This is a genomic window from Streptococcus sp. 3874 (assembly GCF_013276425.1).
Classification (GTDB): Bacteria; Bacillota; Bacilli; order Lactobacillales; family Streptococcaceae; genus Streptococcus; species Streptococcus pseudopneumoniae.
Window position 1 is genome coordinate 13,154 of the sequence record NZ_VMLA01000029.1, and the last position, 16,673, is coordinate 29,826.

The 16,673-nt window shown below is 42.0% G+C and carries 14 protein-coding genes and 1 pseudogene; 12 read left to right on the top strand and 3 right to left on the bottom strand.

Annotated elements, in window-relative coordinates; genetic code table 11:
• Nucleotides 1-60 precede the first annotated feature (60 nt).
• Both HT703_RS03495 and HT703_RS03500 read right to left on the bottom strand, forming a co-directional pair.
• Complete coding sequence (locus tag HT703_RS03495; RefSeq protein WP_000443886.1) at nt 61-720, bottom strand: amino acid ABC transporter permease; 660 nt, start codon at nt 718-720, stop codon at nt 61-63.
• 237 nt (nt 721-957) lie between these two features.
• Nucleotides 958-1,587 (bottom strand): annotated as a pseudogene (locus HT703_RS03500) (amino acid ABC transporter ATP-binding protein); the annotation flags it as partial.
• A 176-nt stretch (nt 1,588-1,763) separates the two neighbouring features.
• Here HT703_RS03500 and recJ point away from each other — a divergent pair.
• The 8 genes from recJ (at nt 1,764) to HT703_RS03540 (ending at nt 12,727) form a co-directional block, all read left to right on the top strand.
• Nucleotides 1,764-3,986, top strand: a complete 2,223-nt coding sequence (gene recJ, locus HT703_RS03505) for a single-stranded-DNA-specific exonuclease RecJ (protein ID WP_031233637.1) — start codon at nt 1,764-1,766, stop codon at nt 3,984-3,986.
• Nucleotides 3,987-4,159: 173 nt separating this feature from the next.
• Nucleotides 4,160-5,821, top strand: a complete 1,662-nt coding sequence (locus tag HT703_RS03510) for a ribonuclease J (RefSeq protein WP_000065626.1) — start codon at nt 4,160-4,162, stop codon at nt 5,819-5,821.
• A 68-nt stretch (nt 5,822-5,889) separates the two neighbouring features.
• Nucleotides 5,890-6,669, top strand: coding sequence for an alpha/beta hydrolase family protein (locus tag HT703_RS03515; protein WP_054388501.1), 780 nt, complete (start codon nt 5,890-5,892; stop codon nt 6,667-6,669).
• A gap of 111 nt (nt 6,670-6,780) precedes the next feature.
• Nucleotides 6,781-8,001 (top strand): aminoacyltransferase, encoded by a 1,221-nt coding sequence (locus HT703_RS03520; protein WP_054393055.1) that lies wholly within the window; start codon nt 6,781-6,783, stop codon nt 7,999-8,001.
• 4 nt (nt 8,002-8,005) lie between these two features.
• A complete protein-coding gene (murN, locus tag HT703_RS03525; protein WP_023936587.1) occupies nt 8,006-9,238 on the top strand; it encodes a peptidoglycan bridge formation alanyltransferase MurN in 1,233 nt (410 codons plus the stop codon).
• Between the two features lie 78 nt (nt 9,239-9,316).
• On the top strand, nt 9,317-10,018 hold the full coding sequence (locus tag HT703_RS03530; protein WP_031222852.1) for a M57 family metalloprotease: 702 nt from the start codon (nt 9,317-9,319) through the stop codon (nt 10,016-10,018).
• Nucleotides 10,019-10,056: 38 nt separating this feature from the next.
• Entirely contained in the window at nt 10,057-11,904 is a 1,848-nt protein-coding gene (gene uvrC / locus HT703_RS03535) for an excinuclease ABC subunit UvrC (protein WP_023936583.1), read from the top strand.
• Complete coding sequence (locus tag HT703_RS03540; RefSeq protein WP_023936581.1) at nt 11,894-12,727, top strand: metallophosphoesterase family protein; 834 nt, start codon at nt 11,894-11,896, stop codon at nt 12,725-12,727. The genes uvrC and HT703_RS03540 overlap by 11 nt, the downstream gene beginning before the upstream one ends.
• A gap of 65 nt (nt 12,728-12,792) precedes the next feature.
• On the opposite strand, the gene HT703_RS03545 is transcribed toward HT703_RS03540, so the two are convergent.
• The gene (locus HT703_RS03545; RefSeq protein WP_023940924.1) at nt 12,793-13,593 is read right to left on the bottom strand and encodes an amino acid ABC transporter substrate-binding protein; all 801 of its coding nucleotides are present in this window, start codon (nt 13,591-13,593) and stop codon (nt 12,793-12,795) included.
• Between the two features lie 170 nt (nt 13,594-13,763).
• On the opposite strand from HT703_RS03545, the gene HT703_RS03550 reads away from it, so the two are divergent.
• From HT703_RS03550 to HT703_RS11630, 4 genes are read left to right on the top strand one after another with little or no spacing between them, the layout of a single operon-like run.
• Entirely contained in the window at nt 13,764-14,369 is a 606-nt protein-coding gene (locus HT703_RS03550) for a nitroreductase family protein (RefSeq protein WP_172929927.1), read from the top strand.
• Between the two features lie 12 nt (nt 14,370-14,381).
• Entirely contained in the window at nt 14,382-15,782 is a 1,401-nt protein-coding gene (pepV, locus tag HT703_RS03555) for a dipeptidase PepV (protein WP_172929928.1), read from the top strand.
• A 53-nt stretch (nt 15,783-15,835) separates the two neighbouring features.
• A complete protein-coding gene (locus tag HT703_RS03560; RefSeq protein ID WP_023936573.1) occupies nt 15,836-16,414 on the top strand; it encodes a uracil-DNA glycosylase family protein in 579 nt (192 codons plus the stop codon).
• 3 nt (nt 16,415-16,417) lie between these two features.
• The gene (locus HT703_RS11630; protein WP_240150151.1) at nt 16,418-16,642 is read left to right on the top strand and encodes a hypothetical protein; all 225 of its coding nucleotides are present in this window, start codon (nt 16,418-16,420) and stop codon (nt 16,640-16,642) included.
• The last annotated feature ends 31 nt before the right edge of the window (nt 16,643-16,673 follow it).

The window sequence follows — 16,673 nt, forward strand, 5'->3', positions numbered from 1 at the left end:
CAGTAACCATACATACGGCAAGGTGAAGTTGACGTGGTTTGAAGAGATTTTCGAAGAGTATTATTCTGCAGCTTGTTGCCAACGTTTTGCTAGCATATGAGACAGGCTCGAAATGGCTAGGTTAAAGCTGAAGTAGATGAGGGCAATCAGTATATAAAGACTGAAGACCTGCTCTGGTTCGAAATAACGGCCCATGAGAATTTGGCTGGCTCCAAAGAGTTCTTGTAGGGCGATAACAGAGTAGAGGAGACTGGTATCCTTAATCACGGTTACAAACTGAGAAATGATGGCTGGCAGCATTTTACGAATGGCTTGTGGGAGAATGATGTAGTAGAGGATTTGGGCTGAAGTGAAGCCTTGTGACATTCCTGCTTCGTACTGCCCCTTGGCTACGGCATTGAGACCGCCTCGGATAATCTCAGCTAAAGCCGCTGATGTAAAGAGTGTGAAGGCAGTGATTCCTGCTGGAGTGGATTTCATCTTGAAAATTAAAAAGATAGTAAAGATCCAGAGAAGGTTGGGAACGTTGCGCACAAATTCGATATAAATGCTGGAAATAATGCGCAAGACAGGATTTTTGCCATTTCTCATGACAGCTAGCACCGTACCGATAAGGGTAGAGAGGACGATGGCAATCAGAGAAATGTAGAGGGTCAAGCCAAATCCTTTAAAGATAAAGACTAGGTTATCTGGGGTCAAAACTTCTAAAATGGATTCCATAGTAACCTCCTAAAGTGAATAGGCTTTTTTATTAGCTTGTTCCATCTTGCGACCAAACTGGGCAACAGGGAAGCATAGAGAAAAGTAGAGAAGGGCAGCGCCTAGAAAGGCTGGAATGTAGTTTCCGTTAAGTGCTGACCAAGACTTGGTCACAAACATCAAGTCCACTCCAGAGATGATAGCGACTGTTGAGGTGTTCTTGATGAGGTTGACAATTTGGTTGGTCAAAGGAGGGAGAATGATGCGGTCAGCAACTTCACGGGCAAAGCCCATTTCATGGGTAACGACAATCATATTCATACCATCGTGGGCCAATTTTTGCATAACCGCTAGAACATCGCCGATGGTTTCAGGGTCAAGAGCAGATGTTGGCTCATCAAAGAGAAGGAGTTCAGGATGCATAGCGAGTCCACGAGCAATGGCGATTCGTTGTTTTTGTCTACCAGATAGCATGGCTGGATAAGAATCTTTTTTATCCCACATATTTACAAATTCCAGATATTTTTGAGCTGTTTTTTCAGCTTCTTTTTTATCAATTCCTAGAACTTTTATGGGTGCGAGTGTTACGTTTTCTAACACTGTTTTATGCGGATAGAGGTTAAAATGCTGGAAAACCATGCCGACTTCCTTACGAAGAGGCACCAAATCTTTCTGGCTGGCACCAGCAACTTGGTGGCCATTGACTAGAAGACTTCCCTTGTCAACAGCCTCCAAACCATTGATGGTGCGGATAAGAGTGGATTTTCCAGAACCAGATGGTCCGAGTAGGACAACGACTTGTCCTTTTTCAAAACGGAGATTGATGTCGCGGAGTGCGTGGTAGTCTCCGTAATATTTTTCGACGTGTTCAAATTCTACTAAAGCCATAAGGAGTCTCCTTTGAATTAGATTTTATAACATGATTTTGCACCAAAAGATTTGTCTTGTCAAATCATATCTGAAAAAATTCACTAAAATTTTATAAAAAAGCAATCTGGATAGAGAAAACGTCTAAATCATGTTATAATGAAGCAATAGAATTCTTAGAAAGAGTGGATGTCTTTTTGATAACACCTACTTATGAATGGCAGTTTGCCCCGCAGGTAGAAGATGCGGATTTTACAAAGATAGCCAAGAAGGCTGGACTGGGTCCTGAGGTGGCTCGGTTATTGTTTGAGAGAGGGATTCAGGACCAAGAAAGTCTGAAGAAGTTTTTAGAACCTTCCTTGGAGAATTTGCATGACCCTTATCTGCTCCATGATATGGACAAGGCAGTGGAACGGATTCGTCAGGCCATTGAAGAAGGGGAAAATATTCTCGTTTATGGAGACTACGATGCGGATGGCATGACTTCGGCTTCGATTGTGAAGGAAAGTTTGGAACAACTTGGTGCTGAGTGCCGAGTTTACCTGCCAAATCGTTTTACCGATGGCTATGGCCCTAATGCTAGTGTTTATAAATACTTTATCGAGCAAGAAGGGATTTCCTTGATTGTGACGGTGGACAATGGGGTTGTTGGTCATGAGGCTATTGCATTGGCTCAGTCTATGGGAGTAGATGTCATTGTGACTGACCACCATTCCATGCCTGAAACCCTACCAGATGCCTATGCCATCGTTCATCCTGAACATCCGGATGCGGACTATCCTTTCAAATATTTGGCTGGTTGTGGAGTTGCTTTCAAGTTGGCTTGTGCCCTGTTAGAAGAAGTACAAGTGGAATTGCTTGATTTGGTCGCTATTGGTACCATTGCTGATATGGTTAGTTTGACAGATGAGAACCGTATCTTGGTTCAGTATGGTCTGGAAATGTTGGGACATACTCAGCGCATTGGTTTACAAGAAATGCTGGATATGGCTGGGATTGCCGCCAACGAAGTAACAGAAGAAACGGTTGGTTTCCAGATTGCTCCTCGTTTGAATGCCTTGGGCCGCTTGGATGATCCCAATCCTGCCATTGATTTGCTGACTGGATTTGATGATGAGGAAGCGCATGAGATTGCCCTTATGATTCACCAGAAAAACGAAGAGCGCAAGGAAATCGTTCAGTCTATCTATGAAGAAGCCAAGACCATGGTGGATCCTGAGAAGAAGGTTCAGGTCTTGGCCAAGGAAGGCTGGAATCCTGGGATTCTAGGAATCGTGGCTGGCCGTTTGTTGGAAGAACTAGGGCAGACAGTTATTGTTCTTAATATAGAAGACGGTCGTGCCAAGGGTAGTGCTCGTAGTGTGGAAGCGGTCGATATTTTTGAGGCTCTGGATCCTCATCGAGACCTCTTCATCGCCTTTGGTGGCCATGCTGGTGCGGCTGGCATGACGCTGGAAGTTGAGAAACTCTCAGATTTATCTCAGGTTTTGGAAGATTATGTCCGTGAAAAAGGCGCGGATGCTGGTGGCAAGAACAAGTTAAATCTAGATGAAGAGCTGGATTTGGAGGCTTTGAGTCTTGAAACAGTCAAGAACTTTGAGCGCTTGGCACCTTTTGGAATGGATAATCAGAAACCTGTCTTTTATATCAAGGATTTTCAGGTCGAAAGTGCCCGTACTATGGGGGCAGGTAATGCCCATCTCAAGTTGAAAATTTCCAAAGGTGAGGAGAGTTTTGAAGTGGTAGCCTTTGGCCAAGGTAGATGGGCGACAGAGTTTTCCCAAACCAAGAATCTAGAGCTGGCAGTCAAATTGTCTGTCAACCAATGGAATGGCCAAACTGCCCTGCAGTTGATGATGGTGGATGCGCGTGTGGAAGGTGTTCAACTTTTTAACATTCGTGGGAAGAATGCAGTCTTACCAGAGGGAGTTCCAGTCTTGGATTTTGATGGAGAACTGCCGAATCTGGCGGCTAGTGAAGCGGTTGTCGTGAAAACCGTTCCTGAGGATATTACTCAGCTGAAGACCATTTTTCAGGAACAGAATTTCTCTGCTGTCTATTTCAAAAATGATATTGACAAGGCCTATTATCTGACAGGTTATGGGACTAGAGATCAGTTTGCCAAATTGTACAAGATCATCTATCAGTTCCCAGAGTTTGATATTCGCTATAAGCTCAAGGATTTGGCTACTTATCTCAATATTCAACAAATCTTGCTGGTCAAGATGATTCAAGTATTTGAAGAACTAGGCTTTGTGACCATCAAAGATGGTGTCATGACAGTCAATAAAGAAGCGCCAAAGCGAGAGATAGGAGAAAGTCAGATTTATCAAAATCTCAAACAAACTGTCAAAGACCAAGAAATGATGGCCCTGGGTACCGTGCAAGAAATTTATGATTTTTTGATGGAAAAAGAGTAGAAGTTAGGAAAGAGTTGGGCAACCAGCTCTTTTTTGAAAACAAATCTTCATTTTGAAAATCATCAAAAAAATGGTATAATGGTAGGAAAAGATTCGGCTAACAGTAATAGTGCTTTTAGAATAAGAGGGTAAGCAACCCTATAATCAAGATAAACTAAGATTTTGGAGGAAAAATGAGTAATATTAGTTTAACAACACTTGGTGGTGTACGTGAAAATGGGAAAAATATGTACATTGCTGAAATTGGAGAGTCCATTTTTGTTTTGAATGCAGGGTTAAAATATCCCGAAAATGAACAATTAGGGGTCGATGTGGTGATTCCAAAGATGGACTACCTTTTTGAAAATAAAGATCGAATTGCTGGGGTATTTTTAACTCACGGACATGCAGATGCTATTGGTGCTCTGCCTTATCTCTTGGCTGAAGCCAAGGTACCTGTATTTGGCTCTGAGTTGACCATTGAGTTGGCAAAGCTCTTTGTCAAAGGAAATGACGCAGTCAAGAAATTTAATGATTTTCATGTTATTGATGAAGATACGGAGATTGATTTTGGTGGGACAGTGGTTTCCTTCTTCCCTACGACTTACTCCGTTCCAGAGAGCCTGGGAATTGTCTTGAAGACAGCTGAAGGTAGCATCGTTTATACAGGTGACTTCAAATTTGACCAGACAGCTAGTGAATCCTATGCGACAGACTTCGCTCGTTTGGCAGAAATCGGTCGTGACGGCGTCCTGGCTCTCCTCAGTGATTCGGCCAATGCGGACAGCAATATTCAGGTGGCTAGTGAAAGTGAAGTTAGAGATGAAATTACCCAAACCATTGCTGACTGGGAAGGTCGTATCATCGTTGCAGCTGTTTCCAGTAACCTTTCTCGTATCCAGCAGATTTTTGACGCTGCGGATAAAACAGGTCGACGTATCGTCTTGACAGGATTTGATATTGAAAATATCGTCCGCACAGCGATTCGTCTCAAGAAGTTGTCTTTAGCCAACGAAATTCTCTTGATTAAGCCGAAAGATATGTCTCGCTTTGAAGACCATGAGTTGATTATTCTTGAGACAGGTCGTATGGGTGAACCTATCAATGGACTTCGTAAGATGTCGATTGGTCGCCATCGTTATGTAGAAATCAAGGATGGGGACCTGGTCTATATTGCTACGGCTCCGTCTATTGCTAAAGAAGCCTTCGTTGCGCGTGTGGAAAATATGATTTATCAGGCAGGAGGGGTTGTCAAATTGATTACCCAAAGTTTACATGTATCAGGGCACGGAAATGCGCGTGATTTGCAGTTGATGATCAATCTCTTGCAACCTAAGTATCTCTTCCCAATTCAAGGGGAATACCGCGAGTTGGATGCCCATGCTAAGGCTGCTATGGCAGTAGGTATGTTGCCAGAACGCATTTTCATCCCTAAAAAGGGAACCAGCATGGCTTATGAGAATGGAGACTTTGTCCCAGCTGGAGCAGTTTCGGCAGGGGATGTCTTGATTGACGGGAATGCCATAGGTGATGTTGGAAATGTGGTTCTTCGTGACCGTAAGGTCTTGTCAGAGGATGGCATTTTCATCGTCGCAATTACAGTTAACCGACGTGAGAAGAAAATTGTAGCTAAGGCTCGTGTTCACACGCGTGGATTTGTTTATCTCAAGAAGAGTCGCGATATTCTCCGTGAAAGTTCAGAATTGATTAACCAGACGGTAGAAGACTATCTTCAAGGAGATGACTTTGACTGGGCAGATCTTAAAGGGAAGGTTCGTGATAATCTTACCAAGTATCTCTTTGACCAAACCAAACGTCGTCCAGCTATTTTACCAGTGGTGATGGAAGCGAAATAATCTTTGAAATAAACAGAGAGAAAGCCGAGTTTTGGCTTTTTCTTATCGGAAAATAGAAGGAGCAAATCATGGCAGTAATGAAAATTGAGTATTACTCACAAGTTTTGGATATGGAGTGGGGAGTGAATGTTCTTTACCCCGATGCCAATCGAGTGGAAGAACCAGAGTGTGAAGATATTCCAGTCTTGTACCTTTTGCACGGGATGTCTGGTAATCATAATAGTTGGCTCAAGAGAACCAATGTAGAACGCTTACTTCGAGGAACCAATCTCATAGTTGTTATGCCCAATACCAGCAACGGTTGGTATACCGATACCCAATATGGTTTTGATTATTACACAGCTCTAGCAGAGGAATTACCACAGGTTTTAAAACGCTTCTTCCCTAACATGACTAGCAAGCGTGAAAAGACCTTTATCGCTGGTCTCTCTATGGGAGGCTATGGCTGTTTCAAATTGGCTCTTGCTACAAATTGTTTTTCTCATGCAGCTAGTTTTTCAGGTGCTCTTAGCTTTCAAGATTTTTCTCCTGAAAGCCAAGATTTGGGAACACCGGCTTATTGGAGAGGTGTGTTTGGGGAGATTAAAGATTGGACAGCTAGCCCCTATTCTCTTGAAAGTCTGGCTAAAAAATCGGATAAAAAGACCAAGCTCTGGGCTTGGTGTGGCGAGCAGGATTTCTTGTATGAAGCCAATAATCTCGCAGTGAAAAATCTCAAAAAACTAGGTTTTGATGTGACCTATAGCCATAGCGCTGGAACTCACGAGTGGTATTATTGGGAAAAACAATTGGAACGGTTCTTAGCAACCCTACCGATTGATTTCAAATTAGAAGAGAGATTGACTTAGTTTGAACTTCAGCATAGGGGGAGTAGGACTAAAATAAAATATGTTTTCACTAGACTTTTCAAACGAAAGTAGTAGAATAGTAATAAGATACTGGAGGAAAGAGAGTAGGAAATGTACCGTTATCAAATTGGCATTCCCGCATTAGAATATGATCAGTTTGTCAAAGAACATGAATTAGCCAATGTATTACAAAGTAGTGCTTGGGAAGCAGTGAAGTCTGATTGGCAACATGAGAAGTTTGGTGTTTACAGGGAAGAAAAATTACTGGCGACAGCTAGTATTTTGATTAGAACTCTTCCGTTAGGCTATAAAATGTTTTACGTCCCAAGAGGACCTATATTGGATTATGGAGATACAGAACTCTTGAGTTTTGTCATTCAGTCCATTAAGTCTTATGCTCGTAGCAAGAGAGCTATTTTTGTGACTTTTGACCCAAGTATTTGCCTGTCTCAAAGTTTAATTAATCAGGAAAAAACAGAATTTCCTGAAAATCTGGCTATTATTGATAGTTTGCAACAAATGGGAGTAAGGTGGTCAGGAAAAACAGAGGAAATGGGAAACACCATTCAACCTCGTATTCAGGCGAAAATATACAAGGAAAATTTTGAAGAAGATAAACTTTCCAAGTCAACAAAACAGGCTATTCGAACAGCACGGAATAAGGGGGTAGAGATTCAATTTGGTGGAACTGAATTATTGGACTCTTTTTCCTTTTTGATGAAAAAAACCGAGAAGCGGAAAGAGATTCATTTGAGGAATGAAGCCTATTATAAAAAGTTGTTAGATAATTTTAAGGACAAGGCCTACATCACCTTGGCAACCTTGGATGTCTCTAAACGTTCGCAAGAATTAGAAGAACAGTTAGCGAAAAACAGAGCCTTGGAAGAGACCTTTACTGATTCGACTCGAACTTCAAAAGTAGAAGCGCAGAAGAAGGAAAAAGAACGTTTGTTAGAGGAATTGACTTTCCTGCAGGAATATATGGATGCAGGTCAAGCAAGAGTTCCCTTAGCGGCTACCTTGACTTTAGAATTCGGACAAACTTCTGTCAATCTATACGCAGGAATGGATGAAGATTTTAGACGTTATAAAGCTCCTATTTTGACTTGGTATGAGACAGCTCGATATTCCTTTGAACGTGGCATTTTATGGCAAAATTTAGGAGGCGTCGAGAATGCTTTAGATGGTGGACTCTATCGTTTTAAAGCTAATTTTAATCCAACGATCGAAGAATACTTGGGTGAATTTACAATTCCTACCCATCCTCTCTATCCTCTGTTAAGACTTGCTCTTGATTTCCGTAAAACATTAAGAAAAAAACATAGAAAGTAAGTATATGGCACTAACTACACTCACGAAAGAAGAGTTTCGTACTTATTCTGATCAGGTTTCTTCTCGTTCCTTTATGCAATCTGTTCAGATGGGGGACTTGTTAGAAAAAAGAGGGGCTCGAATTGTTTATCTTGCTTTGAAACAAGGAGGAGAGATTCAAGTTGCAGCTCTGGTTTATAGCTTGCCCATGCTGGGTGGTCTGCATATGGAGATCAATTCGGGGCCGATTTATACCCAACAAGATGCTCTTCCAGTTTTTTATGCGGAGTTAAAAGAATATGCCAAGCAAAATGGCGTATTAGAGCTGCTTGTAAAACCTTATGAAACTTATCAAACTTTTGATAGCCAAGGTAATCCAATAGATGCTGAGAAAAAAAGTATCATTCAAGGTTTAACTGATTTAGGTTATCAATTTGATGGATTGACAAGAGGTTACCCAGGTGGAGAACCAGATTGGTTATACTATAAAGATTTAACTGAATTAACTGAAAAGAGTTTGCTTAAAAGTTTTAGCAAAAAGGGTAAACCCTTGGTGAAAAAGGCTGAAACCTTTGGCATTCGGTTGAAAAAGTTAAAACGTGAAGAACTATCGATTTTTAAGAATATCACAAAAGAAACCTCTGAACGTAGAGAATATAGTGATAAAAGTTTAGAATATTATGAGCATTTTTATGATACTTTTGGAGAACAAGCGGAGTTTCTCATAGCAAGCTTAAATTTTTCGGACTATATGAGCAAATTGCAAGGTGAACAAAGTAAACTAGAAGAAAACTTGAACAAGTTGCGACTTGATTTGAGTAAAAATCCTCATTCTGAGAAAAAACAAAATCAACTGAGAGAATATTCTAGTCAATTTGAAACGTTTGAAGTTCGAAAAGCAGAAGCGCGAGACTTGATTGAAAAATATGGAGAAGAAGATATTGTTTTAGCCGGGAGTTTATTTGTTTATATGCCTCAGGAAACGACTTATCTCTTTAGTGGTTCCTACACTGAGTTTAATAAATTCTATGCCCCTGCACTGCTTCAAAAATATGTTATGTTGGAAAGCATAAAACGTGGAATACCTAAATACAACTTCCTAGGCATTCAAGGGATTTTTGATGGAAGTGATGGTGTTTTGCGTTTTAAACAGAATTTTAATGGCTATATTGTACGCAAAGCAGGTACTTTCCGTTACCATCCATCACCTTTAAAATGCAAAGCTATCCAGTTACTCAAAAAAATAGTAGGACGTTAAGATGAAAAAGTCAGTATTTAGCTTTCTTTTAGCTTCTTTTAGTAAAATAATTTTTATTTGCTAGAAAGGTGGAGAGACATGCGCTGGCTTTTTCGTTTAATAGGGGCTTTCTTTTCTTTTGTGTGGCGTTTGTTTTGGCGTCTGGTTTGGATAGTTGTGCTTTTATGTGTGCTTGCTTTCGGACTTCTCTGGTATCTGAACGGGGATTTTCAAGGAGCGCTAAAGCAAGCAGAACGGTCAGTAAAAATTGGTCAACAAAGTATTGACCAATGGGAGAAAACAGGGCAACTGCCTAAGTTAAGCCAGACAGATAGTCACCAGCATTCTGAAGGAAGGTGGCCACAGGCCTCTGCTCGTATTTACCTGGATCCGCAGATGGATTCACGCTTTCAAGAGGCTTATTTAGAAGCAATCCAGAACTGGAATCAAACTGGTGCTTTTAACTTTGAACTCGTGACTGAGTCTAGTAAGGCGGATATTACGGCTACGGAGATGAACGACGGAGGCACTCCTGTGGCAGGAGAGGCGGAAAGTCAAACTAATCTCTTAACAGGGCAATTCTTGTCCGTAACGGTGCGCTTGAATCATTATTATTTGTCCAATCCATACTATGGCTATTCCTATGAACGCCTTGTCCATACGGCAGAACATGAGTTAGGTCATGCGATTGGCTTGGACCATACAGATGAGAAGTCTGTCATGCAACCAGCAGGTTCTTTTTATGGTATCCAGGAAGAGGATGTTGAAAGACTTCGAAAATTATATGAGACCAATGAGTAGGGGATTATCTTTCCCTACTTTTTTGCTATAATGGAATTATGAACAACTTGATTAAATCAAAACTAGAGCTCTTGCCGACCAGCCCTGGTTGTTACATTCACAAGGATAAAAACGGCACCATTATCTATGTAGGAAAGGCTAAAAATCTGCGTAACCGCGTGCGGTCCTATTTCCGTGGAAGTCATGATACCAAAACAGAGGCTTTGGTGTCTGAAATTGTAGATTTTGAATTTATCGTTACGGAGTCTAATATTGAGGCACTTCTCCTAGAAATCAACCTGATTAAGGAAAATAAGCCTAAATACAATATCATGCTCAAGGATGACAAGTCCTATCCCTTCATCAAAATCACTAATGAGCGCTATCCACGCTTGATTATCACTCGTCAGGTCAAGAAGGACGGAGGTCTCTACTTTGGTCCCTATCCAGATGTGGGGGCGGCCAATGAAATCAAGCGACTACTGGATCGGATTTTCCCTTTTCGTAAGTGTACCAATCCACCGTCTAAGGTCTGTTTTTACTACCATATCGGCCAATGCATGAGCCACACCATCTGTAAGAAGGATGAGGACTATTTCAAGTCTATGGCTCAGGAGGTTTCTGATTTTCTGAAAGGCCAAGATGATAAAATCATTGATAACCTCAAGGGCAAAATGGCAGCGGCGGCTCAGACTATGGAGTTTGAACGTGCGGCGGAATACCGTGACCTGATTCAGGCTATTGGAACGCTTCGAACCAAGCAACGGGTCATGGCTAAGGATCTCCAAAATCGCGATGTCTTTGGCTACTATGTGGATAAGGGCTGGATGTGTGTGCAAGTTTTCTTTGTTCGTCAGGGCAAGCTCATCGAGCGCGATGTCAATCTATTCCCCTACTTCAATGATCCAGATGAGGATTTTTTGACCTATGTAGGACAATTCTATCAAGAAAAATCTCATCTAGTTCCCAATGAGGTACTGATTCCGCAGGATATTGACCAAGAAGCTGTCAAGGCTTTGGTGGATTCCAAGATTCTTAAGCCTCAACGTGGAGAGAAAAAGCAGCTGGTCAATTTAGCTATAAAAAATGCACGCGTTAGTCTGGAGCAGAAATTTAACCTGCTAGAAAAATCAGTCGAAAAGACCCAAGGAGCTATTGAAAATCTAGGACGTTTGCTCCAAATTCCGACTCCAGTTCGCATCGAGTCCTTCGATAATTCCAACATCATGGGGACTAGTCCTGTTTCAGCTATGGTGGTCTTTGTCAACGGCAAACCAAGTAAAAAAGATTATCGTAAGTATAAAATCAAGACTGTCGTTGGACCAGACGACTATGCCAGTATGCGTGAGGTTATTCGCAGACGTTATGGTCGAGTACAACGAGAAGGTTTGACTCCTCCAGATTTGATTGTCATTGATGGGGGACAAGGGCAAGTCAATATCGCCAAGCAAGTCATCCAAGAGGAACTAGGTTTGGATATTCCAATTGCAGGTCTGCAAAAGAATGATAAGCACCAAACCCATGAATTGCTCTTTGGAGATCCGCTGGAAGTGGTGGACTTGTCTCGCAATTCTCAGGAATTTTTCCTCCTCCAACGCATTCAAGATGAGGTACACCGCTTTGCTATCACTTTCCACCGCCAACTGCGCTCTAAAAATTCCTTTTCATCACAATTGGATGGGATTGACGGTCTGGGATCTAAACGCAAGCAAAATCTCATGAGGCACTTCAAGTCTCTGACCAAAATCAAGGAAGCAAGTGTGGATGAGATTGTCGAAGTCGGAGTACCAAGAGCAGTAGCAGAAGCAGTTCAGAGGAAGTTGAATCCGCAGGAGGCAGAAGTCTTGCCTCAAGTGGCGGAAGAAAGTGTAGAATACCAAACAGAAGGAGACCATCATGAACCATAAAATCGCAATTTTATCAGATATTCATGGCAATGCGACGGCGCTAGAAGCAGTGATTGCAGATGCTAAAAATCAAGGAGTCAGCGAATACTGGCTTCTGGGAGATATTTTTCTTCCTGGTCCAGGCGCAAATGACTTGGTCGCCCTGCTAAAGGACCTTCCTATCACAACCAGTGTTCGAGGCAATTGGGATGATCGTGTCCTTGAGGCCTTGGATGGCGAATATGGTTTGGAACATCCGAAAGAAATCCAGTCAATGCGCATGACCCAGTTTTTGATGGAGCAAATGGATCCTGCAACGATTGTCTGGCTACGAAGCTTGCCTTTGCTGGAAAAGAAAGAAATTGACGGATTGCGCTTTTCTATCTCTCATAATTTGCCAAATAAGAACTATGGTGGTGACTTGCTAGTTGAGAATGATACAGAGAAATTTGACCAACTCCTCGATGAGGAAACGGACGTGGCAGTCTATGGTCATGTTCACAAGCAGTTGCTTCGTTATGGCAGTCAAGGGCAACAAATCATCAATCCAGGGTCGATTGGCATGCCCTATTTTAATTGGGAGGCGTTAAAAAATCACCGTGCCCAGTATGTCGTGATAGAAGTTGAAGATGGGGAATTGGTAAATATCCTATTTCGTAAAGTCGCTTATGACTATGAAGCGGAGTTAGAACTGGCCAAGTCCAAGGGGCTTCCCTTTATCGAAATGTATGAAGAACTACGTCGTGACGATAACTATCAGGGGCACAATCTGGAATTATTAGCAAGCTTAATAGAAAAGCATGGGTATGTAGAAGATGTGAAGAATTTTTTTGATTTTTTGTAAGAGTTTCCTAAAATAACCAATGCAAACTAAAAACGATTGGCTGGTCCAATCGTTTTTAGTATATCTTATTGTAACTGAGATTGATCTGGGAGATAAGAACCACCTAGATAGGTATTGCTGAGTTTTTCGAGTGTTCCGTCTTGGTAGAGTTCTTTGAGTGCTTTATCAAATTGTTCTTTAAACTCTTTTTGGTCGCTTGAGAAAACAATATAATTGTTGGGGCTATCGACAGAAGGTAAATCAACAACTGAGAGATCTAGGTCGCGGTCCTTGATGATCTTTTGAACGGATACCTTGTCAAAGACTAGGAAATCAAATTCACCGTTAGCAAGGTCTAGGATTCGTTTACCGATATCTTCACCAGAAAAATCGATAGTAGCAGGATTGTCAGTGTGTTTCTGATTCCAGTTATTGATGAATTGAGCGTTTGAAGTTCCGGTATCCTCTTGCGTTGTTTTGCCAGCAATTTGATCAAGAGAAGTCAAAGGATTTTTCTTGTTGCTGACGAGGACGAGGGGATTGTTGGAAATCGGAAGTGAGTAGAGGTATTTTTCAGCACGCTCTTTTGTGTAACTCAAGTTATTTGCTGCAGCCTGATAGTGACCAGAATCAAGTCCTGGGAAGATACTCTCCCAGGCGGTTCTTTGAAATTGAATCTCGTAGTCGCTGAGTTTTTCATCTACTGCTTTTAGAACTTCAATATCGAAGCCTGTCAGATTGCCTTTATCTTCGTAGTCAAATGGTGGCACGTCGCCAGCTGTAGCAAGGACGATTGTCTTTTGAGCGCTAGTCTCTTTGGGTGTAGCTTGATTCCCACAGGCAACCAAAAATGGTAGGATAGCTAGTAATAGGCTAAATTTTTTCATACTGTCTCCATTCAAATGTAAAGTACTTGCTAGTTTATCAGAAATGTTCTTGATAAACCAATATATATCTTTTATGTCTGTGATAGAAAAACTTAATCATGAAAAATCCCTGCAAGCTCTTTCAAATTATGGTAGAATGGAAGCAGTAGAATTAGAAAAGGAAATCGATTATGAAATTTCTTGAATTAAATAAAAAACGTCATGCGACCAAGCATTTCACTGATAAGCCTGTTGATCCAAAAGATGTGCGTACGGCTATCGAAATTGCAACCTTGGCGCCAAGCGCCCACAACAGCCAGCCTTGGAAATTTGTAGTTGTTCGTGAGAAAAATGCTGAACTGGCAAAGTTGGCTTATGGTTCAAACTTTGAGCAGGTATCATCAGCGCCTGTAACCATTGCCTTGTTTACAGATACGGACTTAGCCAAACGTGCTCGTAAGATTGCCCGTGTTGGTGGTGCTAATAACTTTTCTGAAGAGCAACTTCAATATTTTATGAAAAATCTGCCAGCTGAGTTTGCCCGTTACAGTGAGCAACAAGTCAGCGACTACCTAGCCCTCAATGCAGGTTTGGTTGCTATGAACTTGGTTCTTGCTCTTACAGACCAAGGGATTGGTTCCAACATTATCCTTGGTTTTGACAAATCAAAAGTCAACGAAGTTTTGGAAATCGAAAACCGCTTCCGCCCAGAACTCTTGATCACAGTGGGTTATACAGACGAAAAATTGGAACCAAGCTACCGCTTGCCAGTAGATGAAATCATCGAGAAAAGATAGAAAGAAGAAAAAATGACAGCAATTGATTTTACAGCAGAAGTAGAAAAACGCAAAGAAGACCTCTTGGCTGACTTGTTTAGCCTTTTGGAAATCAACTCAGAACGTGATGACAGCAAAGTTGATGCTGAGCATCCATTTGGGCCTGGGCCGGTCAAAGCTTTGGAAAAATTCCTTGAAATCGCAGACCGCGATGGCTACCCAACTAAAAATGTTGACAACTACGCAGGACATTTTGAGTTTGGTGATGGAGAAGAAGTTCTCGGAATCTTTGCTCACATGGACGTGGTGCCAGCTGGTAGCGGTTGGGACACAGATCCTTACACACCGACTATCAAAGACGGTCGCCTTTATGCGCGTGGGGCTTCTGATGACAAGGGACCTACAACAGCTTGTTACTATGGTTTGAAAATCATCAAAGAATTGGGCCTTCCAACTTCTAAGAAAGTACGCTTCATCGTTGGAACAGACGAAGAATCAGGCTGGGCAGATATGGACTACTACTTCGAGCACGTAGGAGTAGCAAAACCAGATTTCGGTTTTTCACCAGATGCAGAATTCCCAATCATCAATGGTGAAAAAGGAAATATCACGGAATACCTCCACTTTGCAGGTGAAAATACAGGTGCTGCCCGTCTTCATAGCTTCACAGGTGGTTTGCGTGAAAACATGGTACCAGAATCAGCAACAGCGGTTGTTTCAGGCGATTTGGCTGACTTGCAAGCTAAACTAGATGCCTTTGTTGCAGAATACAAACTGAGAGGAGAACTCCAAGAAGAAGCTGGCCAATACAAGGTGACGATTATTGGTAAATCAGCCCACGGTGCTATGCCTGCTTCAGGTGTCAATGGTGCGACTTACCTAGCTCTCTTCCTTAGCCAATTTGACTTTGCTGGTCCAGCCAAAGACTACCTTGACATCGCTGGTAAAATTCTCTTGAACGACCATGAGGGTGAAAATCTCAAGATTGCTCATGTGGATGAAAAGATGGGTGCCCTTTCTATGAATGCAGGCGTCTTCCGCTTCGATGAAACAAGCGCTGATAATACCATTGCCCTTAACATCCGCTATCCAAAAGGAACAAGTCCAGAGCAAATCAAGTCAAACCTTGAAAACTTGCCAGTTGCTTCTGTTAGTTTGTCAGAACATGGTCACACGCCTCACTATGTGCCAATGGAAGATCCACTTGTGCAAACCTTGTTGAATGTCTATGAAAAACAAACTGGCCTTAAAGGTCATGAGCAAGTTATCGGTGGTGGAACCTTTGGTCGCTTGCTCGAACGAGGTGTTGCCTACGGTGCTATGTTCCCAGACTCAATTGATACCATGCACCAAGCCAATGAATTTATCGCCTTGGACGATCTCTTCCGAGCAGCAGCAATCTATGCCGAAGCTATTTACGAATTGATCAAATAAAACGATAGAAGTCTGAGATCTTATGCTTGGACTTCTTTTTGGAGGGAAAGTAGATGTCTCAAATCGAAAGAATCAAACAGGCTATCACGGCGGATTCGCAGAATGCCAGCTATACAGAGCGTGGCATTGAGCCTCTCTTTGCAGCGCCAAAAACTGCTCGCATCAATATCATCGGTCAGGCTCCGGGACTTAAAACTCAAGAAGCAAGCCTTTACTGGAAAGATAAAAGTGGTGACCGCTTGCGGGACTGGCTAGGTGTGGATGAAGATACCTTTTATAATTCAGGTTATTTTGCTGTTTTGCCTATGGATTTCTACTTTCCAGGGCATGGTAAGTCAGGTGATTTACCGCCGCGAGCAGGTTTTGCAGAAAAATGGCATCCGCAGCTCTTACAGGAATTGCCTGATATTCAGTTAACCCTCTTGATTGGGCAATATGCCCAAGCCTACTATTTACAGGAGAAAATCAGTGGGAAGGTAACGGAGAGGGTGAAACACTATAAAGACTATCTGCCAACCTATTTTCCACTAGTTCACCCCTCACCACGAAATCAAATCTGGATGACCAAAAATCCTTGGTTTGAGTCAGAAGTGGTGCCAGATTTGAAAAAAAGAATTAAAACCATTTTATAGTCAATGAAAATCAAAGAGCAAACTAGGAAGCTGGCCGCAGGTTGCTCAAAGTACAGCTTTGAGGTTGTGGATAGAACTGACGAAGTCAGCTCAAAACACTGTTTTGAGGTTGTGGATAGAACTGACGAAGTCAGCTCAAAACACTGTTTTGAGGTTGTGGATAGAACTGACGAAGTCAGTAACCATACCTACGGTAAGGCGACGCTGACGTGGTTTGAAGAGTATTAGGAGAAAAAGAATGAAAGAAATAACCTTTGAC